This is a genomic window from Turicimonas sp. TL08, from assembly GCF_054660695.1.
This window is the reverse complement of record NZ_BAAGDP010000023.1, coordinates 21,523-43,582: the sequence shown is the minus strand read 5'-3', so window position 1 is coordinate 43,582 and position 22,060 is coordinate 21,523. Positions and strand designations below refer to the sequence as shown.

General features: G+C 43.5%; 20 protein-coding genes and 1 tRNA gene. 10 read left to right on the top strand and 11 right to left on the bottom strand.

The annotated features are described in order from the left end of the window. Together ACYQ4O_RS10675 and ACYQ4O_RS10670 are read right to left on the bottom strand one after the other, a co-directional pair. Positions 1-184 (bottom strand): type II toxin-antitoxin system RelE/ParE family toxin (locus ACYQ4O_RS10675; protein WP_460175567.1); only part of this gene is annotated, 184 nt, incomplete at its 3' end. Next, positions 181-486: a type II toxin-antitoxin system RelB/DinJ family antitoxin gene (locus ACYQ4O_RS10670; RefSeq protein ID WP_308513091.1), complete on the bottom strand. Its 306-nt coding sequence runs from the start codon at positions 484-486 to the stop codon at positions 181-183. The genes ACYQ4O_RS10675 and ACYQ4O_RS10670, both read right to left, overlap by 4 nt. 54 nt (positions 487-540) lie before the next feature. Between ACYQ4O_RS10670 and ACYQ4O_RS10665 the strand changes: the two genes are divergently transcribed. After that, positions 541-594, top strand: a complete 54-nt coding sequence (locus ACYQ4O_RS10665; protein ID WP_374041553.1) for an ESPR-type extended signal peptide-containing protein — start codon at positions 541-543, stop codon at positions 592-594. Between the two features lie 138 nt (positions 595-732). Here the strand turns inward: ACYQ4O_RS10665 and ACYQ4O_RS10660 are convergent, their stop codons facing one another. After that, on the bottom strand, positions 733-1,356 hold the full coding sequence (locus ACYQ4O_RS10660; RefSeq protein WP_066592900.1) for a DedA family protein: 624 nt from the start codon (positions 1,354-1,356) through the stop codon (positions 733-735). A gap of 166 nt (positions 1,357-1,522) precedes the next feature. Beyond that, positions 1,523-2,440 carry a YicC/YloC family endoribonuclease gene (locus ACYQ4O_RS10655; protein WP_308513090.1) on the bottom strand — a complete coding sequence of 306 codons (918 nt, stop codon included), beginning with the start codon at positions 2,438-2,440 and terminating at the stop codon, positions 1,523-1,525. A gap of 84 nt (positions 2,441-2,524) precedes the next feature. Here ACYQ4O_RS10655 and rph point away from each other — a divergent pair, with 84 nt between their 5' ends. From rph to ACYQ4O_RS10620, 7 genes are all read left to right on the top strand, one after another. After that, on the top strand, positions 2,525-3,244 hold the full coding sequence (gene rph / locus ACYQ4O_RS10650) for a ribonuclease PH (RefSeq protein ID WP_308513089.1): 720 nt from the start codon (positions 2,525-2,527) through the stop codon (positions 3,242-3,244). A gap of 2 nt (positions 3,245-3,246) precedes the next feature. Next, entirely contained in the window at positions 3,247-3,843 is a 597-nt protein-coding gene (gene rdgB, locus ACYQ4O_RS10645; protein WP_308513088.1) for an RdgB/HAM1 family non-canonical purine NTP pyrophosphatase, read from the top strand. A gap of 2 nt (positions 3,844-3,845) precedes the next feature. After that, positions 3,846-4,991: a radical SAM family heme chaperone HemW gene (gene hemW, locus ACYQ4O_RS10640; protein WP_308513087.1), complete on the top strand. Its 1,146-nt coding sequence runs from the start codon at positions 3,846-3,848 to the stop codon at positions 4,989-4,991. A 179-nt stretch (positions 4,992-5,170) separates the two neighbouring features. Continuing rightward, positions 5,171-6,586, top strand: a complete 1,416-nt coding sequence (gene glnA, locus ACYQ4O_RS10635) for a type I glutamate--ammonia ligase (protein WP_308513086.1) — start codon at positions 5,171-5,173, stop codon at positions 6,584-6,586. Between the two features lie 68 nt (positions 6,587-6,654). After that, a complete protein-coding gene (glnL, locus tag ACYQ4O_RS10630) occupies positions 6,655-7,722 on the top strand; it encodes a nitrogen regulation protein NR(II) (protein WP_460175566.1) in 1,068 nt (355 codons plus the stop codon). Continuing rightward, positions 7,719-9,164 carry a nitrogen regulation protein NR(I) gene (gene ntrC / locus ACYQ4O_RS10625; protein ID WP_460175565.1) on the top strand — a complete coding sequence of 482 codons (1,446 nt, stop codon included), beginning with the start codon at positions 7,719-7,721 and terminating at the stop codon, positions 9,162-9,164. Before glnL ends, ntrC begins: the two co-directional genes overlap by 4 nt. Positions 9,165-9,195: 31 nt before the next feature. Further along, positions 9,196-10,194, top strand: coding sequence for a radical SAM protein (locus ACYQ4O_RS10620; RefSeq protein ID WP_308513083.1), 999 nt, complete (start codon positions 9,196-9,198; stop codon positions 10,192-10,194). A gap of 28 nt (positions 10,195-10,222) precedes the next feature. On the opposite strand, the gene xth is transcribed toward ACYQ4O_RS10620, so the two are convergent. The 5 genes from xth to ACYQ4O_RS10595 all read right to left on the bottom strand — a co-directional run bounded on the left by xth (position 10,223) and on the right by ACYQ4O_RS10595 (position 17,401). Then, a complete protein-coding gene (gene xth, locus ACYQ4O_RS10615) occupies positions 10,223-11,020 on the bottom strand; it encodes an exodeoxyribonuclease III (RefSeq protein WP_308513082.1) in 798 nt (265 codons plus the stop codon). A gap of 107 nt (positions 11,021-11,127) precedes the next feature. Further along, complete coding sequence (locus ACYQ4O_RS10610; RefSeq protein ID WP_308513081.1) at positions 11,128-13,182, bottom strand: M3 family metallopeptidase; 2,055 nt, start codon at positions 13,180-13,182, stop codon at positions 11,128-11,130. Further along, a complete protein-coding gene (folD, locus tag ACYQ4O_RS10605; RefSeq protein WP_308513080.1) occupies positions 13,179-14,045 on the bottom strand; it encodes a bifunctional methylenetetrahydrofolate dehydrogenase/methenyltetrahydrofolate cyclohydrolase FolD in 867 nt (288 codons plus the stop codon). The genes ACYQ4O_RS10610 and folD overlap by 4 nt, the downstream gene beginning before the upstream one ends. 82 nt (positions 14,046-14,127) lie before the next feature. Continuing rightward, entirely contained in the window at positions 14,128-14,793 is a 666-nt protein-coding gene (locus ACYQ4O_RS10600; protein ID WP_277037160.1) for a response regulator transcription factor, read from the bottom strand. 223 nt (positions 14,794-15,016) lie between these two features. Beyond that, positions 15,017-17,401 carry a PAS domain-containing sensor histidine kinase gene (locus tag ACYQ4O_RS10595; protein ID WP_460175564.1) on the bottom strand — a complete coding sequence of 795 codons (2,385 nt, stop codon included), beginning with the start codon at positions 17,399-17,401 and terminating at the stop codon, positions 15,017-15,019. A gap of 149 nt (positions 17,402-17,550) precedes the next feature. On the opposite strand from ACYQ4O_RS10595, the gene rpiA reads away from it, so the two are divergent. Continuing rightward, positions 17,551-18,243: a ribose-5-phosphate isomerase RpiA gene (gene rpiA, locus ACYQ4O_RS10590; protein ID WP_374041552.1), complete on the top strand. Its 693-nt coding sequence runs from the start codon at positions 17,551-17,553 to the stop codon at positions 18,241-18,243. 395 nt (positions 18,244-18,638) lie between these two features. After that, complete coding sequence (locus ACYQ4O_RS10585; RefSeq protein WP_308513077.1) at positions 18,639-18,851, top strand: transposase; 213 nt, start codon at positions 18,639-18,641, stop codon at positions 18,849-18,851. 212 nt (positions 18,852-19,063) lie between these two features. Here the strand turns inward: ACYQ4O_RS10585 and ACYQ4O_RS10580 are convergent. Together ACYQ4O_RS10580 and ACYQ4O_RS10575 are read right to left on the bottom strand one after the other, a co-directional pair. Then, positions 19,064-19,154 (bottom strand) — tRNA-Ser (locus ACYQ4O_RS10580). A 735-nt stretch (positions 19,155-19,889) separates the two neighbouring features. Continuing rightward, positions 19,890-21,569 (bottom strand): ShlB/FhaC/HecB family hemolysin secretion/activation protein, encoded by a 1,680-nt coding sequence (locus ACYQ4O_RS10575; RefSeq protein WP_460175563.1) that lies wholly within the window; start codon positions 21,567-21,569, stop codon positions 19,890-19,892. Positions 21,570-22,060 lie beyond the last annotated feature (491 nt).

Sequence of the window (22,060 nt, the reverse complement as noted above, 5' to 3'; positions counted from 1 at the left end):
ACCACGGCTCTTGTTCAAAACGACGACAGCGTTCAGGCATATAACTGAGGGAGGCAATGCCTTTGTGAAGTTTTTCAATCAGTCCAGCCGCTGTTTCCGGTAAACATTGTTCGTAGGCAATAAACTCAAATATGTCACAAAGATCTTGCTCAGCGGATGCGGTAATTTCAATGCTGAAAATCATTTGCCGGTTCTTTCTTTGAGTTTCGCAAAAACCTCTTCCATTGGAAGAACACGTCCTTCCTCAATGTCACGAAAACTTCTTTCCATCCTAGAGTCAAACTCTTCTTTACTCATCTGCGAAGCATCTAAATGTCTCGGCATCTCCAGAGTAAACGGCAGGGCCTTTTCATCGACAACTCGTTTTAAAAAAATACGGATGGCATCCGACATGGTTAATCCCATGGATTCAAAGACTGCATTCGCCTCGTGCTTTAACTGTTCATTGATACGAACTCGAATAAATTCATTGGCAAGAGCTTGCATAACGTCACCTTTGACAAATTACGTATTCACGTTGTAGACACAATTATAGGACTAATGATGAACAAGATATTCAAAAAAATCTGGAATAAGGCTAGAGGAATGTCTTAGGGGCATAAACAAATATCTTGAAGTCTTCGAGTTCGGTCCTACTTTCATGCCACCTTCCTCTTGACGAAGTTCCTTGTCTTTCAAGAAAAATGGTATCTCATCCTTGGGATAGTGCTGAAGATAATCAGCAGTATGCCTTCACTTTTCCTTTCTTTTCTTGTAAACGGCAGACCCAAGAATCCCTACAATAACAATCAGAATGCTTCCGACTACCAACCAGGAAAGATTGTCCTTGATAAAAGGAATTGAGCCGAGCCAGTAACCGAGAGCTGTCGAAATACAGGTCCATGCCAAGGCACTCAAAGCGCTGTAAATGTTAAAAAGCATAAAGTTCATCTTTGAGGAACCGGCTACGACAGGGATAAGAGAGCGAATAAGAGGAATAAAGCGGGCAAGGGCTACCGCATTGCCGCCGTGCTTGTCAAAAAAGAGCTTGGCCTTTTGAAGATTTTCTTGATTGAACCATTTGCTGGATTCGTGGGTGAAAAGCCTTTTGCCAATCCAGGCTCCAAAGAGGAATCCAACAATATTGCCGAAGAGCGCTCCGACCGTTGAGCCGAGAATGACAGCCCAGGGATCAAGAACGCCGGCAGCGGCTGTTGCACCAGCGACGAATAGTAGGGAATCTCCGGGAAGGAAAGGTCCGGTAAAAAACACGCCGGATTCTAAGAAGAAGATTAGACCGAGAACCACATACAACCAAAGACCATAGGTCTCGTGCATATGGCTCAAAAACAAATCTACATTGGTGAATAACTCCATGAACACGGCGCCACCTTCCACTTACTCTCACTCTTATTTATCAATTCTTACTCAGATAATAAGGAGAAGTGGAGGATAAAGGGGGAGTTCATTGCCATTGTGGTGACATAGAAGATATTCAAAGAAAAAAGGACCGTTTAGACGGTCCTCTCCATGACAAAAAGTGTTATTGAAGGTTCTGAACTTGTTCGCGCATTTGTTCAATAACAACTTTTAGTTTTACTGCTGTATCAGTCATTTCAATAGCACTGGCTTTGCTGGCTAAAGTATTGGCTTCTCTATTAAGCTCTTGAATAATGAAATCCAACTTGCGGCCCAAGGATCCACCTTCCTTAACAGCGGCACGAATCTTAAAGACATGGGTCAGCAATCGATCCATTTCTTCGGCAACATCAATCTTGGTTGCAAAAAGAGTGACTTCCATTCTGATTCTGTCATTGACTTCTTCGGCAGTCAGAGAGCTCTTATTGCTTAGTTCATCGGTTAATGCCTCAGCAAGTCGTGCTTGAAGTTTAGCCTTTAGTGCATTAATGATTTCAGGGACTTTCGGCTGTAGTTCCTTGACTAGCTTTTCAATCTCATCGCATTGACGAAGCATGATTTCAGCCAATTTGTTTCCTTCTTCATTTCGAGAAGTATTGAAACGGTTAATGCATTCCTGCAAACCGGCTAATACTGCCGTTTCAACTTTTGCGTTGACATCGGTCTGATCGTTGAAAATTCCCGGCACTTTCAAGATTTCCCCGATAGTCATGTCTTTGACTTTGACGACTTTCTTTATTTTTTTTGAAAGATCGTGAAGATTTTTAATAGCTTCCATGTTGACGGAGCTAATGTTCTGCAAAGGACAAGTTCTATTGGAAATGTAGATTTTGCATTCGACTTTTCCTCTTTTGATGTCAGCACTATCGCCAATAAGCTTTCTGACTTTGGGTTCCAGAGAACGCAAGCCGTCTGTCGCGGCGTTGTAGTAGAAATCTAAAAATCTTGAATTGACTGCTCTTAACTCGATTTGAAGAGTTCCTATTTCTGTATCCGCAGAGACCGAGCCGAAGCCTGTCATGCTGTAGATATTGTTGCTCATTTTTATGTCCTTGAATCTTCTAAAATTGCTCTATTCTAAAACTATCACACTATTAGTAAACGTAAATACTTTTCGGAGGCATAGATGGAGACTGTAGTAAGGCCGAGCGGCCGGACTCCTGAACAAATCAGACCTGTTCGAATTACAAAGAATTTCACTTGTTACGCAGAAGGTTCCGTGCTTATTGAAATGGGTAACACCAAAGTCATCTGTACCGCCTCAGTGGAAGAAAAAGTTCCGGGTTGGATGAAAGATGAGAACCGCGGCTGGGTCACGGCAGAGTACGGAATGCTTCCGCGTGCTACCGGAACTAGAACCGATAGAGAAGCAGTAAAAGGTAAGCAAAGCGGAAGAACTCAAGAAATTCAGCGTTTGATTGGACGTTCTCTTCGTGCAGTTGTGGACATGGAGAAGCTGGGGACTAGAACAATTAAGATCGATTGCGACGTCATTCAAGCAGACGGAGGTACACGGTGCGCTTCTATTACCGGGGCTTATGTGGCCTTAAAAGATGCGGTAGAAAAACTTCTGAAAGAAGGGCTTATTCTTGAAAATCCAATCAAAGCTCAAGTTGCAGCTTTGTCTGTCGGAGTCTTTCACGGGCTGCCGGTCTGCGATTTGGATTATGAAGAAGATCATCTCTGCGATACCGACATGAATGTTGTGATGACAAGTGAAAATAAGTTTGTTGAAGTTCAAGGGACAGCAGAGGGAGACCCGTTTGACGAAGAAACACTCGGCACTTTAATCCAACTGGCTAAGAATGGTATTAAAGAATTGATGAAGGTTCAAAATCAGGAATAACGATGTTTAATAAGATTGTTTTAGCAAGTAATAACAAGAAAAAAATGAAAGAGATGAACGAACTTCTTGCTCCTTTGGGAATAGAAGTCGTCTCTCAGGGCAGCCTTAATATTTCTTCTGCCGAGGAGCCTTTTTTTACTTTCATTGAAAATTCTTTGGCAAAAGCCCGTCATGCCTCCAAAGAGTCTGGGTTGCCTGCAATTGCTGACGATTCCGGTATTTGTGTAGACGCTTTAGGGGGAGCTCCGGGAGTATTTAGCGCTAGATTCGCCGGAGAAAATGCTGATGATGAAAAAAACAATCAGAAGCTTCTAGAGTTGATGAGAACTCAAAACAATAAACGAGCCCATTACGTTTGTGTTTTGACTGCCGTTCGTAGTGCAGATGATCCTGAGCCTCTCATTGCTGTAGGCAGATGGGAAGGTGAAGTTAGCCAAGAAAGAAAAGGCCAAGGCGGCTTTGGCTACGATCCTTATTTCCTTATTCCTGCGCTGGGCAAACATGCAGCTGAACTGTCCGCCGAGGAAAAGAACGCTATCAGTCATCGAGGCAAAGCAATGCAGCAGATGAAAGAACTCATCGTCAATAATTGGAAATAACAATGATTCCATTATCTGTCTACCTTCACTGGCCGTGGTGTATTCATAAGTGTCCCTATTGTGATTTTAATTCTCATGAATTTAAGAGAGAAAAAGATTCCGAAGATCAATATGTGAAAAACCTCCTCTTAAGTGTTGAGAGGCTCTCACACAGGGGAGGGGGTCGGCAGATTTCAACAATCTACCTTGGAGGCGGTACCCCGTCATTGCTGTCTCCATCGTCTATTTCTCAGATTCTTGAGGGACTTCATCGGAACTTTGTTGTTGCGCCGAATGCTGAAATATCGATGGAGGCTAATCCGGGAACCTTTGAATATAAGAACTTTGCAGGATACCGAAAGGCCGGAATTAATCGTCTCTCAATTGGAATACAAAGTTTTGACGATCAAAAACTTAAAGTTCTCGGAAGAATTCACTCAAGTGAAGAAGCCAAACGCGCAGCTGGCGCAGCGGCTGAGATTTTTGAGAATTTTAATCTTGACTTGATGTTTGCTTTGCCGGGACAAACTTTTGAAGAATTAGAAAAAGATATCTCAACAGCATTGAGCTTCGGAAGCACTCATCTTTCTTACTATCAGCTTACTATCGAGCCTAACACCTATTTCGGTAAATACGAACCCGCTAATCTGCCCGATGACGATATGAGAGCAGATATGGGTGACTTGGTTGCTGAATCGCTGGTCCAAAACGGATTCGAGCATTACGAAATTTCCGGCTATGCAATGCCCGGATTCCAATGCCGTCATAATTTGAATTACTGGCAATACGGAGACTATCTTGGAATCGGACCGGGAGCGCACGGCAAACTCACGCAAGACAAAGAAATTTGGAGAACGGTCAGTGCGATGAACCCGGAACTCTGGAGAGAAAAGGTCCAGTCAGGGGGCACGGGACTCGTGATAGATATTAAGACGCCTCAAGAAGACATACCCTTTGAATTTATGCTCAATGCTCTTCGATTAAGAGAAGGAGTTCCGACAGAACTGTGGAAACAAAGAACTTTTCTGTCTTATGAGTTCATTCGGCCCACGGTCGAAAAGCTTCAAAAGGAAGGTATGCTCGTCAGAGATCCAAATCTCGTAAAAACAACGGAAACAGGTTGGAACTTTTTAAATTACGTACAAGAAGAGTTCCTATGCACTAATTAGGCGCAATTGCACTAAAATGGTGCTTTTCGTACGAAGAAGATTGCTCTGTATTTTTGCCGCGGCTTTCATGCACCAACGTGGTCACTGCTGTTTAGAGTTATCACTGAAAATGTTGGCACGGTTTTTGCGTATAGTTGATTAACTTCTTAATACACATGCTACTCAGTTAGGAGAAAATGATGGCTAAAACAGCTGACGATGTAATGGACCTGATCAAGGATCAGGATGTTAAATTCGTGGATCTTCGTTTTTGCGACTTTATGGGCAAAGAACAGCATGTCTCCGTTCCTGTTTCTTCATTTGATGAAGACAAATTCGAGGAAGGCCATGCATTCGACGGCTCTTCAATCCGCGGATGGAAAGGCATCGAAGCCAGCGATATGTTGTTGATGCCGGATCCGGACAGCGCAAGAATGGATCCGTTTACTCAAGAACCAACACTTATTCTTACCTGCGACGTCGTTGATCCTGCAAACGGTAAAGGTTATGAACGCGATCCCCGTTCCGTTGCCAAACGTGCAGAAGCTTATCTCAAGAGCACCGGCATCGGCGATACTGCTTTCTTCGGTCCGGAACCGGAATTCTTTATTTTTGACGGTGTTTCTTGGGAAACATCTATGGACAAATCCTTCTTCAAGGTTTCCTCTTACTGCGGACACTGGTCCAACAAGGAAGATATGGAAGGCAGAAACACCGGCTTCCGTCCTGCAGTTAAAGGCGGCTACTTCCCGGTTGCTCCGACAGACAATCTCAACGATGTCCGCGCAGCAATGTGTCTTGCTCTTGAAGAACAAGGCGTTCCTGTTGAAGTACATCATCATGAAGTGGGCGGCGCAGGTCAATGCGAAATCGGAACTAAGTTCAGCACATTGGTAAAACGTGCTGACTGGACACAAATTCTCAAATACACTGTTTGGAATGTCGCTTTGAATTGGGGACATACCGCTACATTCATGCCGAAACCATTGGTTGGCGATAACGGTTCCGGTATGCATGTTCACCAGTCTATTTGGAAAGACGGCAAGAACTTGTTTGCCGGCAATGGTTATGCCGGTTTGTCTGAAATGGCTCTTTATTACATCGGCGGCGTTATCAAACACGCCAGAGCATTAAATGCCATTACCAACCCGACAACAAACAGCTACCGCCGCTTGGTTCCGGGTTTTGAAGCTCCTGTTAAATTGGCTTATTCTGCACGTAACCGCTCAGCTTCTTTGCGTATTCCGTACGTAGCTAGCGACAAAGCACGCCGTGTTGAAGTCCGCTTCCCGGATCCGATGGCCAACCCATATCTCTGCTTTGCTGCCTTGTTAATGGCTGGTCTTGACGGTATCCAGAACAAGATTCATCCGGGTGAAGCTGCTGACAAGAACCTTTATGATCTTCCTCCGGAAGAAAATGCCAAGATTCCGACAGTTTGCTCTTCTTTGGAACAAGCCCTTGATAGTCTGGCTGCTGACCATGACTTCCTGACAGCCGGCGGTGTCTTCACCGAAGATATGATTCAGGCTTACATTGAAGTCAAACGTCATGACGTTGAAAGAGTCATGCTTGCCGTTACACCGGAAGAGTACGACATGTACTACGCCCAATAATTAAAATCTTTTGACTGAAAAAGGGCATCCGGTCTTGTGATGCCCTTTTTTAACTCGGATTGCTACCCATGAGGTTAGACACTGACAAAATCGGCGGATTGAATCTACTCTCCACCAGTGTGTTGATTGTAGATGTGAACGGCATGATTGAGTATGTAAATGCTGCTTGTGAATCTCTGCTCGGACGTTCTAATAAAATTCTTTTCGGTTTTCCGGTGTCTTCCTTTTTACCGAAAGCCAGAGAGTGGATCGGAAGTTATAAGAAGAATACTTCCTCTCTTTTTTCGATGCGTGCTGAACTCACCGAGCTCATCCTTCGTCCCGGAGCGCTGGTTCAGGTTTATGCCTCCGTTCATCCTTTGCCTGAAGAAGAGCAGCTTTTAATAATCGAGCTGCAGCCTGCGAAGAATTCTTTGCTGCTGAATCATAATAAACACATGAACGACTTGTCAGAAAATACAAGGCGTTTATTGCGGAATTTGGCCCATGAAATTAAAAATCCTCTCGGAGGAATTAGAGGAGCAGCCCAGCTTTTAGAGTTCGATCTCAAGGATGAAGAACAGAAAGAATATACCCGTGTGGTTATCAGCGAAGCCGATAGACTGCAAGGTTTGGTCGATAAACTTCTTGCTCCGTACCGTCAGCCCTATAAACCCTCTAAAACCAATATCCATGAGATATTGGAAAAAGTAAGGCTTCTTATCGAGTCCGAGTTTTCTTCCGGCCTGACCATTGTTAGGGACTACGATATTAGTGTTCCGGACATTGACGGCGACCGAGGTCAGCTAACCCAGATTTTTTTGAATCTATTACGCAATGCAGTAGAAGCACTTGAAGAGCAGATTAGAGAAAATACTGCCCGGCTGACTATTTCAACTCGAGTTGTTCATCATGTCATGATTGGTGCATTGCGCCACAAGACAGCTCTGAATATTCATATCGTAGACAACGGTCCGGGAATTCCTCCGGAACTCCAGGAAAGCATCTTTTTTCCATTGGTGACAGGTAAAGCGGGAGGCACCGGACTTGGTCTGTCATTAGTCCATTCCTTCGTAGAGCAGCACGGGGGTTCAATCGAAGTTTACAGTAGGAAAGGGAAGACAGATTTCAGTCTGCTGTTCCCTCTGGAATTATGAAAAAAGTTTGGATTGTTGATGATGATTGGTCGATTCGTTGGGTTTTAGAAAAAGCGCTTCAAAAAGCTGAAATCCCTGTCCAGACCTTTCAAAGTGCTGATGAAGTTCTAGAAGCACTGAAAACAGAAACTCCTTCGGTTCTGGTTAGCGACATCAGAATGCCGAATCAAAGCGGATTGGAACTCCTTGCCGAGATAAAGAAAAATGCGGACTGGACATTCCCGGTCATTATCATGACTGCTTTCTCTGATCTGGACAGTGCTGTATCGAGTTACCAAGGAGGCGCGTTCGAATATCTTCCAAAGCCTTTTGATATCGGCAAAGCCATTGAGCTGATAGAACGAGCGATAGAGGAGTCTACTGCTGATGAACAAACATCTGAAGTCCTCCCTCTCGATGCGGAAATCATTGGTCAGGCTCCGGCAATGCAGGAAGTGTTCCGTGCGATTGGAAAACTCTCTCAGAGCAATGTCACCGTATTGCTTACCGGAGAGTCTGGCTCCGGTAAAGAAGTGGTGGCCCGTGCTCTGCATCATCATAGTCCTCGTGCAAAATCAGGCTTTATTGCTTTGAATATGGCCGCTATCCCACGCGAATTGATGGAAAGTGAATTGTTCGGCCATGAAAGAGGGGCATTTACCGGTGCCAACAATATTCGGCACGGCAGATTTGAACAGGCAGAGGGTGGAACTCTGTTTTTAGATGAAATCGGAGATATGCCTTTCGAGCTCCAGACTCGTCTTCTGAGAGTTCTATCGGATGGATATTTTTACCGCGTTGGCGGTCATCAGCCTATAAAGGCAAATGTCCGTGTGATCGCTGCAACTCATCAAAATTTAGAAAAGATGGTGAAAGAGGGAAGCTTCCGAGAAGATTTATTCCATCGTCTTAATGTGATTCGTTTGCGTCTTCCGCCGTTACGTGAAAGAAAAGAAGATATCCCTTTATTAGTGCCGTATTTCTTATCCAAGTCCGCAAAACAGCTTAACGTGGAACCAAAAGGCATCAGTAAAGAAGCCATGGATATTCTTGCAAAATTTGATTTTCCCGGCAATGTCCGTCAGCTGGAGAATGTCTGCAATTGGCTGACTGTGATGGCTCCCGCACAAATTATCACGCCTGCGGATTTGCCGGAAGATTTTAATCATGAAAAAGAAGAAGTCCAGTCCCATGACTGTCGGACACAAGAAAATACACCTGTTCCGGATGCACAGGTGCCGATTAACGGCTTTGATTGGACGGAAAGCCTTAAACTAGCAGTCAGCCAGCAATTGGAGGCAGCTACGCCTAACTTAATGAAACAGTTGACGGAAACCTTTGAAAAAATTGTTTTAACAACGGCATTGGCTGAAACAAAAGGGAAGAAAGTTGAAGCCGCTTTGAAGTTAGGAATCGGCCGCAACACCATGACAAGAAAAATTCAAGAGTACAACTTAGAATAAAGCACTAAATAATAAAAGTTGTTATTGATTAATGGAAATAAGAGAAGTTGAAGAAGCGCTCCGCCAAAATGGAGCGCTTCAGGTACATATAGATCATTTTTGGCGCCAGTGGATTCTCAGAAAAGCGCCGACTGCGCGTACTCCTCGTTTGCCGCTTTCAGTCCAAGAGACAGCACACAAATATAAGGATGAACTCAATAAGCTTGCAGAAGTCGTAGAGGAATGCTCTTCATCCTCTGATGGAACGCGTTTGGTTTTGAAACTTCATGACGGACAATTAATCGAGTCGGTAATTCTTCCGCGAGGTGGTGTATGTGTTTCGACTCAGGTCGGCTGCGCTGTGGGATGTGTGTTTTGCATGACCGGGAAGTCAGGTCTAATTCGTCAATTGAGCGACTTAGAAATTTTGGCTCAGGTTGAAATTGCAAGACGATACCAGCAGATTAAGAAAGTGGTATTTATGGGAATGGGAGAGCCGTCCCACAACCTTAAGAGAGTTCTTTCATCCATTAACTTCTTGGCAAAGTATTCTGGTATTTCCTATAAGAACTTAGTTCTTTCTACTGTGGGGGACAGAAGGCTTTTCGATGCCATTATGGCCTCTAAAGTTAAGCCGGCTTTAGCCTTGTCCCTGCATTCAACGTTTGATGAAAAAAGAAAGCAATTAATGCCTAATATTCAACCGATGCCGGTTGCGGATATGATGGCGTTTGCCGCAGAATATGCCAAGGCTGGCGGTTATCCTGTGCAATTTCAATGGACGTTGATTGACGGTGTGAATGACGGAGACGAAGAAGTTGAGAACGTTATCTCTTTGTGGAAGGGACAAAAGGCCATTCTCAATATGATTCCCGTCAATAAAATTGCAGGAAGTCCTTACGAGAGGCCTTCCGAGGAAGCTATGCTTTCCATAGCGGAACGTCTGAAGAAAGGCCACGTCCTATTGAAGTATCGTCATTCTGCCGCGCAAGAGGTGGAGGGCGGCTGCGGTCAGCTTCGAGCCAGAAAAATAGAAGAACTTCCCGAATAATTAAATGCCGGGAGGTCCCGGCATTCGCTTAAAGTTCCAAGGTCAAAGTAACCGGAGCGTGATCACTTGGTCGTTCTAGACCGCGGAAGCTTTTGTTAACGACAACTGAGCGGTTGAATTTAGCTAAAGGTTCAGAGATAAGAATATGGTCAATTCTGAGGCCGAGATTTCTTTGGAAAGCCTTCATACGATAGTCCCACCAAGAATAAATCTTTTCCGGCTGTTCATGCTGACGGAAACTGTCGACCAATCCTAAGTTCAGCAAATTCTTAAATTTCTGACGAACTTCCGGAACACAAAGAACCGTGCCTTTCCATTCTTCGGGGTGCTTGGCATCGATGTCTTCGGGAGCAATATTGAAGTCACCGAGCAGTACTAAGTTCGGATACCGCTTCAGTTCTTCTTCCAACCAAGCTGTTAAATTGTCGAGCCATTTCAGCTTATATGGAAACTTTTCACTTTCGGTTGTTTCTCCGTTGGGAAAGTATCCGTTAACGATGCGCAGCGGCATTCCGTCTAAAGATAAAGTCATTGCCAAGAGACGGCTTTGAGGATCCTCAAAACTGGGAAGGTTTTTGACGATGTCAGTACACTCAGAGAAAACGCTCTTTTTCGTCAGTGTGGCTACACCGTTGTAGGTCTTTTGACCAAAGGCTTCGGTGTGGTAGCCAAGTTCAGCAAAAGCCGGTGCATCTACTTCCTCGGTGGGTTGTTTAAGTTCTTGAAGACAAAGAATGTCGGGTGACTCTTCTTGCAAAAATTGGAGAACGTGAGGCTTTCTTACTTTAAGGGAGTTAACGTTCCAGGTGGTAATTTTGCATTTCATAAAAAATCTCGTAAAAATGCCTTCTTATTTAAGAAAACGGCAGACAAAAGAAAACGCCTGCCGAATTTCCGGAGGCAGCGGCCTCTGCCGGAACAGAGGCCTAAAGACTAACGATCCAGCAGACCATATGAACGCAGCAATGCGTCCGGAGAAGGATCTCTGCCACGGAAGGCTTTGAAGCTTTCTTTAGCAGGGCGTGAACCTCCGACGGCAAGAACTTCCGTCAGCCACTTCTGTCCGACTTCCGAATTGAAGATGCCTTTTTCTTCAAATAAGGAGAACGCGTCTGCAGAAAGTACTTCGGCCCACTTATAGCTGTAATAACCCGCAGCATAGCCGCCGGCGAAGATGTGAGAGAAAGAGTTGGCAAAACGGTTATATTTCGGTGGGAAAACAACCGCTACTTCTTTTCTTACGGCATCCAATAGTTCCTGAACGGTACAAGTCTTCGGATCATAGTCACAGTGAAGGAGCATATCGAAGAGGGCAAATTCAATTTGACGAACATTTGCCATACCCGCTTCGAAGTTCTTAGCTGCGACAATCTTGTCAAACAATTCCTTCGGCATTGGTTTGCCGGTATCCACATGGGATGTTAATGATTGAATGATGTCCCAATTCCAAACGAAGTTTTCCATAAACTGGCTTGGCATTTCCACGGCATCCCATTCAACATCGGCGATACCGGAAACAGACAAGTCCGTTTGCTTAGTGAGCATGTGGTGAAGCCCGTGGCCGAATTCATGGAAAAGTGTTTCAACGTCGTTAAGCGTGAGGAGGGCTGGTTTGTCCCCGACAGGAGCGGAGAAGTTGCATACTAAATAAGCAATCGGTGTTTGAATTTTGCCGTCGACCTCTCTGCGAGATCTCTGGTCGTTCATCCAAGCACCGCCGCGCTTACCTTCTCTTGCGTAGAGATCAGCGTAGAAGGAGGCGATTTCTTTTCCGGCTTTGTCTTTAATGACAAAATACTTGACTTCGGGGGCCCAAACAGGAGCCTTGGTTTCTTCCACTTGAATTCCGAAGAGTTTCTCAACTAGTCCGAACAGACCTTTAAAGACGGTGGGCTCAGTAAAGTATTGTTTTACTTCCTGATCGCTGTAAGAATATTTTTTCTCTCTTAAGCGTTCGCTGGCATAAGTCAGATCCCAAGCCTTAGGATCTTCGAGCTTCAGATCTTCTTTGGCAAATTTCAGAAGCTCTTCCATATCTTTCTTTGCGGCCGGTTTCGCCTTAGAGGCAAGTTCTCTCAAGAATTTGATAACTTCTTCCGGAGAATCTGCCATCTTCATCACTAGAGAGACTTCGGCGAAATTTTTATAACCTAGCAAACCGGCTTCTTGAGATCTCAATTCTAGGAGTCTCTCGATAATGGGGGCATTATCTTTACCCGCAGGGCTGAATTCAGAAGCACGGGTGCTGTAGGCGTGGTAAAGCTGTTCTCTTAGGTCTCTGTCAGCAGCGTACTGCATGATGGGAAGGTAGTTAGGCATATGTAAAGTAATCTTGTAACCTTCCTTACCTTCTTTTTGAGCCTGCTGTTTAAACAACTGCTTCTCAGATTCCGGAACTCCCTCTAATTGTTTGGTTCCTTCGGGGAGATACAAAGAAAAATCGTTGGTGCAGTCAAGAAGATTCTCAGAAAATTCCTGAGAGAGCTGGGAACTTTCTTCATTGATGGCACTGAGTTTTTTCTTATTTTCTTTGGAGAGTTCAGCGCCGGAAAGAACAAACCCTGTAATTTGTCTTTCTAGGATGCGTTGGCGCGTTTTGTTGAGTTGTTTACCTGCTTCAGAGCCTCTGAGCTCTTTGTACTTTGCGTAAAGCTCTTCATTTTGTCCTAACCAGCTGTAAAGCTCGGAAATAGAGGGCAAAAGTTCATTGACGATCTTGCGAAGCTCGGGAGTATCTTTAACGCTGTTTAAGTGGGAAATAATCGTCCAGCCGAAATTTAAATTTTCTTCAGCATCATCAAGTCTGTCGATGATGTTGTTCCAAGAAGGAGCGCTTTTAGATTCAGTAATGCCGTTTGTTGTTTCTTTGACCTTTGCAATTAATTCAAGGATTGCAGGCTTAAATGATTCCTCATCCAAATGATCGAAAGGAATAAGCTTGTCCTTGTTTTTAACGACATCTAAAAGAGCATATTTTTGGTTTGTCATTGGTTTTCCTTTTTCTGGAAACTGTTTTCAGCAGCGATTAGAGTGTTTTCAAGAAGCATCGTAATGGTCATGGGACCAACGCCTCCCGGTACCGGTGTGATAAATCCAGCCGTTTCTTTGACATTTTCAAAGTCAACATCGCCGCACAGTTTTCCTTCTGAATTTCTATTAATACCAACATCAATAACGACGGCACCGGGCTTCACCATTTCAGCTTTCAAGAAAAGAGGACGCCCGACAGCAGCGATAATGACGTCAGCTTGCAGAGTTAGTTCCTGAAGATTACGTGTTTTGCTGTGGGCAAGGATGACTGTCGCGTTCTTTTCGAGCAGAAGCTGAGCCATTGGTTTTCCGACGATATTGCTTCTGCCTAAGACGAGGGCGAGCTTGCCTTCCAAATCGATATTGGCGGATTCAAGCATTTTAATAACCCCGTGAGGCGTGCACGGTTTTAAACACGGAAGGCCGCAAGATAATGCGCCGACGTTATGAAGATGGAAGCCGTCAACGTCTTTCGCAACATCGATTGTTTCGATGATTTTTTGTTCGGAAATATGTTTAGGAAGAGGCAGCTGAACGAGGATTCCATCTACTTCTTTGTCCTGATTTAAGGTATTAATTAAATCTATAACTTCTTTTTCCGTGGAGTCGGCAGGAAGTCTGTGAAGAATGGACTTAATGCCGCAGTCCCCGCATGATTTAACTTTATTTCGTACGTAAACTTGGCTGGCCGGATCTTCACCTACCAAAATGACAGCCAGACAGGGCTGACGGTATTCTTTCGTTAATTTAGAGGCTTTGTCTTTAATACTTTTCCTGATCTGCTGAGATAAATCTTTTCCGTTAATTAGTTGTGCGGTCATCTGTTACTCCATAAGTTGTTCTGGAAGTCTAAACAAAAACGAGAAGGGGAGGCCTTCTCGTTTTGTAATCTGTTTTTAAGTCTTAGCTAATGGAGCTGTCTTTTAAGGGAGCCTTGTTGGCATTAAGAACCACTCTCATCAGATCTGCAACTGTGCCAGAGTTTGTTTTATCCATGATGGATGCTCTGTGAGCTTCTACGGTCTTGATTGAGATGCCTAAATCAGAGGCGATTTGTTTGTTCAAGCGACCGCTGACGATTCTCTCTAAAACATGCTGTTCACGCGGGGTGAGCTTACTTAACAAGGCATCGTTAAGAGAGCGGCGTTCTGCTCTGATACGTCTCTGTCTTGCTTCCTGGAGCATTCTTTCAACCTGTGAGCGCAAAGCGGCCTGATCGAAAGGTTTTTCAATAAAGTCGACGGCACCTTTCTTTAAGGTGGAGACGGCCATTGAGACATCACCGTGTCCGGAAATGAAGATAATTGGAATGTCGCATTTACGGGCAATCAAGTGTTCTTGAACCTCAAGACCGCTCATACCCGGCATTCTTACGTCCAATACGAGAACTGCGATAGCATTGGGATCGAATTTAGCAAGGAACATCTCTCCGCTGTCGAAAAGTTCAACGCGATAGCTAGATGCTTCTAAGAGCCACTTAAGAGAGTCTCTAACAGCTTCGTCATCCTCTACGATATAGACGACACCTAATGTCTCAGGATTGTCTTGAGTGTAGTTTTTCGAGGTCATCTGAATCATCTGTACGCCTTTCAGAAATTATTCTCAATAATGTTTATACGAAGATTTTTAAATTTAAGGTTCGCTGCTCACGCTAGAATGCTAACTAATTTGAGCTACCCTAATTATATACTTTTTATAAATACCCCGCGGGTATTACCCGTGGGATAATGATAAAAAAATTCAAAAAATTTTCACTAAAGTTCAGATCATAAGTAGTTTTCTCTAAGATTTTCTAATTATTTGCAACGATTTTGAGTTCGAAGGAAAATATTGTTCCGCCTCCTGGGTTATCTCTAACTTCAAGCCTTGTATTGTGGGCTTCAGCAATCGTCTGACACGTACTCAAACCAAGTCCGAGTCCGTTCTTTTTAGTTGAGAAGAATGGAGTGAACAAACTTGCCTTCATGGTGTCGTTTATTCCCGGTCCATGATCTTCAACAGCAATCGCTACGTGATCTTCTTCTTTTGTGACTCTGACGGTGATTTCTAAATTCGGACTCTTTGCCTCAGTGCATGCATCTGCTGCATTGCGGATGAGATTAAGAAGAATCTGCACCACCTGCACCGGATCGCACATAACTGTCGGAAGGGTTTTTGGAACTTCGTAATTCAGACGAACACCGTTGTATTTCTTTTCAATAAGTTTTCCCAGTTCCATCGTATCGTTAAGAACATTTCCGAGGAGGATCGGTTCAAGGCTAGTTGAACGTCTCTTAGCAAAGGAGCGGATGTTTTTAATAATTTTGTCGATGCGGGTAGCCTGAGCGGAAACTTTTTGGAAAACTTCAATAACCTGCTTTTTATTTACCTCAGAAGCGTTGTCCATCACTTCGATAGCGGTACTCGTATAAGCGACAATCGCCGTGAGCGGCTGGTTAATTTCATGAGTAATCGTAGAGGCCATTTCACCCAGTGTAATTAAGCGGGATGAAATCTCCATTTTGTTTGTTTGTTCCTCGAGGGTTTTTTCACTGATTTTCTTATCAGTGATGTCTTGCGCCGTTTGGAGCGTAACATGAGAACCTCCGGGAAGCGTGATTCTGCTTTCCGAGACGTTGAACCATTTTTCCATCGAAGAAACCCAAATATCTCCGGTGCGCTTGCCTTCGGCATTAAAAGGTTCATGGAAAGAGCGAGAAATGTCCTGATGCCCTTTTACTGTAGAGCCCATCGTTTCCACATATAAGTCATTGCGCATTCCGAGAATATTTCCCGAAGGCTTGTGAGTGACTACAGAGATACAGGAATTCACGGAATTCAGGAGTTTTTCATAAGACGCAATCGCGTCATTGATCAATGTTTGGGAATTAAAGTCGTTTGTATTATCGCGAATCAAGTAAATCCAGCCCGATTGCTCTCCATCTTGCGAATAGAAAGGCGATGCTAAAAGCATTCCTTTTATCTTCTGAGAGTTCTTTTTCCGAATAGTGATATCGAACCGATACGGAAGCTCAGAAGCATTTAAATCTTTAGCTGAAAGAATAGTAGATGGAAGAGGAGTCGAGTCCCCCCAGAAAGGATAGGGACTTTCTTTTCCGAGAAGTTCGTTTTCTGAGTAACCGCAAAGATTGCACATTGACTGGTTGAGATAGATGATGGTTGAGTTCATATCCGTGATCAGAACTCCCATCAGCATAGACCGCTCGATTGATCTTCGTAATTCAACTTCCTTTGTTGCCGCATCCAAAGCGTTTTGATTCTGCACCATCTTTTTATATAAAAAGAACAGCAACAAGAGGAGGAACAACATCAAGCTGCCAAGCCAAAAGAGTAAAGGGCTGGCAAAAATTAAAGGACTTTCTACAAGATTGCAGCCATAGAGCTGAATAGAAGAGGGAAGAGGGTCGGCGGAGCGAATATAGCTTGGAATCGTGAAGTCGTCAGGCGGATTGTAAAGAGCTTTTCCTGCGATCAATTCTGTTCCGTGCATCAAGCTAAATTCGTAATCTGACCGAAGAATATTGGGAACCGATTCCTCAAGAAGTCGAGAAAGAGAAATACGGGCGAGGAGCGCGTATTCTTTTTCATTCAATGTAAACGGATAGATAATTACCGTATTAGGAGATGTTGAATCATATGGGATCTCCCAATAGCTGCTGTAAACGACTCGTTTAGCGGCAAGTGCATCCCGAATACTGTCTCTTACTACTGGCGGATAATCAAGGTAGTTATATTGTCTGAAACTTTCATTTCGAATACGCGGGCCTACGAGAGCAGTGATTCCTTTTCCATTGGGCTCAATGAGTCTTAAGAGAATAACCTCAGGGTTTTGGAGTAAAAATTCTCGGCCGTATTTATCGAAGACTTCTTTGCTGGGGCCTTCTTGCTCTAATTTCTCAATAACCCTGGCCATGGTTGAGCTGGTTGAAGTTAATCTCAGCTCAATGTTGTTTGCCACCTGGGTTGTGCTTTTCATAATGTTCGTTCTTAGGATGGTCTCGTTATTTGTCCGAACATTGATATATAAAGCGGCAAAGATAACAATAAGAAGGACTGCTATCGCCCAAATAAATGGGGTGATACCGGTAGATAACTTAGATTGTTTTTTTAGAGCGGTGACAGATTCACCGAACCGGTCCATTATCTGACTGCTGTAAGTAGAGTGGGCTTCGCTCATGAGAAACTTTTTTTTCGCTAAGGTCTGAAAGTATATAACCAAAATATCTTCTGATTTGAAAGACCAACGGCTAAAACAAATATTTGTTTTAAAGAAAGGTCGTACAAGAGGATAAAATCACATGTAGTTTTTACCTAACTTAAGGACAAATAACAATGGATGAGCAGGCAAGAAAGAAAGAGCTGGCTGCAAAGGCTGCAGTCGACTATGTTATTGAAAATGAATATTTAGGGGTTGGTACCGGCACGACAGTAAGCTTTTTTATTGCCGCTCTTCAGCAATCCGGGAAAAAAGTTAAAGCCTGTGTTTCCAGTTCGGATGCAACTACAAGACAGCTTTTAGCTTTTGGCTTTCCGGTAGTAGAACTCAATGAAATTGAGGGAAGAATCCCTGTTTATGTTGATGGCTGCGACGAAATTGATGCCAATTTCAACATGATTAAAGGGGGCGGAGCTGCTCTTACGGGCGAAAAGATCGTTGCCCAGGCCAGCGATAAATTTGTTTGTATTGCCGACGATACAAAACTCGTCAAACAGCTCGGCGCATTTCCTCTGCCCTTAGAAGTTCTTCCCAAGGCTGTGGAACAAATTAAAAAATCTATGGAAGGTATTCGAGGAGTACCTAAAGTCAGAGAATGCATCACTGATTACGGAAACAACATTATTGATGTGTCCGGTTTACAGATCCAAGATCCTTTAAAGCTTGAAGAAGCCATTAACCAATTACCGGGCCTAGTTACCTGTGGAATTTTTGCCAAGAGAGGAGCCGATGTTTTAATCGTAGGTTCTTCTGACGGCGTAAAAATTACAACAAAGAAGAATAAATTCTCTTTTAAGAAGTAAGAAGCAGAACTATCTCTCTCAACTTTTTTAGTTTGAGAGAAAAACAAAAAGATTTTTTACGAAAGCCCCCAGAATTCCGCAGGCCTTACTCTGCAGATGGACAGGGGCTTAATCGTCTACATGACGTTTCAGTTTCTGAATGTTTTTCTCAAAGACTTGTATCGAGGCATCATCGCCCACAGAAATCACTTTCCCGTGAGTTCTCAGAGAAAAGATAATCAGTTTGACCTGGTCTCAGTAGCTGATAATGAAAACAATTTGACACCTTAACGAGAAACGACACTTACTACTGGACAAATTGCTCGAAGATAATGGCTTCAGGAAGCGCTATATTCTCTCGTAGGCTTACTCATAAAGATATGTAGTGCAAGGATACAAAATCCTATGATGAATGGATGAAGTTTGCTCGCAAGCTTCTGTTTGTATCAACAATAAATATAGCTTGGCTCCGCCAAAAGTTTGCGGCTATGCTTAAAGGAAGAAAGGCAAGCATGATCTGTGCCGGTAAATACGACTACAGCTCGGGCCAGCTAGAAGAGGCGAACAGCAAGATCAAAGTGCTCAAACAGACTGCTTACGGTTACCGGACGTCTAGTACTTCTCGCTGAAGTTAAAAGGCGTTCTATCAGACAAGCTTGACTCGCCTTGGAATACGATGAAACGGGGCTATGCTGTACTCAAGCCAGGCTTACGGAATACCCTACCATTCTCACGAAAGACTTGAAGATCCTAAGTGAGTGAAAGCGTAATGATCTTTAAGGCTTTGTTGCGCTTAATGAGATGTAAAAAGACGATGAAGAAACTTTAAATGACTTGATTGTGGCGGAGAGGGGGGGATTCGAACCCCCGAAACCTTTAAAGGGTTTACACGCTTTCCAGGCGTGCGCCTTAAACCACTCGGCCACCTCTCCGTAAAGAAGTCAGCATTGTATACAAATTTTTTTCGTTTGTCATCTCTGCTGAATAAATTTATTTCGCCTCAATTGTGACAAATTCTCTACATTCAAAAAAAGTTAATAAAAACAAAAGTCTCCAGAATTTATCATTCTAGAGGTTTTAAAAATTGGACATTCCGTAGGCCTGAATCTATTTGAGTTATATACCGACTTTTCCACATCATGACGTGGAATTTAGCCTACGTTTCTACATTTCACTATAGAAAAGTAGGTAATTGAGGTAAATAGATTTCTGAATACGTAAGTCGTTTACCAGTACGGCCTGTAAAGCTCCGTTCTTCAGGCGCGTGATGTAAAGGTTGAATCTAAGTTTTTCAGTCAGGCATATTCTGTTGTCAAATGTACTCTTTGATAATAAATGGGAGCTCCTTCACAACATGCGGCGAAATGGGAAGCACGGAACGGCTCTACATAATTGACAACGGATGGAGGAGCACTTCTTTTTTCGAATATTTACGGAGCCATTTGCAAAACAAAATAAATAGCCTCTGCCTCTCCGTTAATTTCAAGTACGCACAGCCTTTTGATTTTGTTGAGGAAACCAAAGTTTCTCTGAGCTAAGCCAACACAGGCTCCGACATGTTCTTTCTGTGAATATCGAATTGAAGCTTTTCTATCAACCTTGTCTCGACGTTTGGTCCGGACAAGGTGAGCTAATAAAAAGAGATTGGAAAACTTTTGTTTGGCAGGTTAAAAGACATAAGTCAGACTAAAGTCAAGCCTTCCTCTTGAAATATGCTCAACTTCTTTATCACGAAGATGTCTTTTCAGCGGGAAAGAAAGAGTTAAAGAAGAGGACAGGTTGTTTCTCCAATACCAGTCCAAACCTACACCGGTGCCTGCGAGCCAACGCTGCTTATTAATCGAATAGCCGGAAAGGCGTCCAAAATCAAAGAATGCCTTGGCATTAAGATTCCAAGGTTGGAATCGATAATACATTTCTGAGTTGATTGTCCATCCATTCTCTGCGCCAATGATATCGATAGGATAGCCTCGTACTCCCGATGTTTGACCCAGATAGAAGTAGTCGGAGGAGAGAGCATCTCCGCCACCTAAAACGCTCTGAACGGAACCCTTAACAATGCCAAAAATGCGTTTGCCTTCATCCCAGCGCCCGTACCCTGAACTTCTAAATAAAACCGGATTTGTCGTTTGGTTGTACACCTCATTGGTTGAATGGTGTCGGCTCAATTCTGCATGGCCATATAATGTCCAGGGTGTGCCTACCTTTAAGGCATCCGCACCCAGCGTCATAGAGTCGATTTTGGTTTGCGCAACACGCAAAGAACCAAAAACATCCGTGTGCGATTTTTGTTTAGATATTTGAATGTAAGGCGTTATTTTTACCTGAGAAGAAAACACAAAAGCTTTTTCTAACTGCAAGCTGTAGTTTGAAGAGCGTCCTTTCACATTTAAGTCACGAGAAGGGCCTTTCTTTACTTTGACATTGCCGCCGGAGGCAGAAAATATCAGTCTGGTTCCGGTTGCAGATAAAGGCAAACTGTAACTTGTATATCCCAGCAAGCTTCCCTGGCTTTTTATGACCATTGCGGTGAAAGAGTCCTGCATTCCCGTCATGCTCGGAAGCTCCAAAGTTCCGCTTACTCTCAATTTGCCGGTGGAATAAGAACCATAGGTATCGGAAAACAGGGAGGCATACCAATAGGGCTGGTCATCTGCGATGATATTGTACGAAGTTGTTCCGTAACGGCTTCCCGGTTCAATATCAATATGCAGCTGCAGACTGTTTGTCATATTGAACTTGATGAGGTCGTCAACCATTTTTGCGTAATTTGCGACTCGATTTTCCGGTAAGTCAAAAGCCTGCAGGATATAAGAGTCTCTAGTGTACGGAGCACCTTTTACCTTGACTTTATCGGTTTTGCCTTCTATTAGGGTAACTGTTAAAACTCCAGCGGTTAGCTTCTGAGGCTGTAAAGTGGCCTTGCAAACTGCATAACCTTTGCTGTGGTAGAGCGTGTCAATGGCCTTAAGCAAGTCAATAAGATCGGAGGAAGTTACTTTCTTACCAATCCAGGGAGACACAGTTTTTTCAAACTCTTCTTCTGTGAGGACTTCACTTCCTGTGTGTTTTACACCGTTGAGCATAAACACAAAGCTGTCTTTAGCGGGAAGTTTCTTCTGGAGTTTCTTTTCCGATTGTTCTTTGGTAAGTTTCTCGGCTCTTTGGAGAGACTGCATCTGTCTTTCCTGACGGACAGAATCAATTACCTGATCCAGCTCTCTTGCCGGCAGACTTGCGGCGGGGAAGGCTGGAACGTTCTGTGCTGCGCAAGTAAAAGGAACACCGGCCAGAACAGCTAAACCCAATAAGGAAGTATTTAAGGTTTTTCTGAACGAAATATGCACAGCAGTAGCGAGAGAGATTCGGCAGGTGTCTGATTTCCGGGATATCGGTCGAATGAAATCAGACGAGAAACGATTTGTTCTTAACATTTTTATTTTTACTCTTATTTGAGATTGCTTTTTCAGGCAATGGGGCTTTTTTTGTCAGAGGCAACTTAAAATTTAACAGTGTAATTAGTTTTTCTGATTTTCTCTTTTTGAGTTACCAATTTCCTCATCGGCATTTAGTACTAATTATTCAAGCATCCTTTCTGATAAATATTTCTAAAGCTTAACCTTCCCGTTGTCAACTTTGTGACGTATCGGGATAAGGATGATTGTGAAGAGCAGTTCTGGATCTCCTAACCGACTTTTAGTCACCAAAAAAACTTTGAAGCGTTACGTTGTTTTCCTCCAACATTTCACATTCTTGACGGCCAAAAATATGACGAAGAAGTTAACTCATATAGACGTTTTTTTGATTGAAATTTCCGTAAATAGGAACGTTGTTTTTT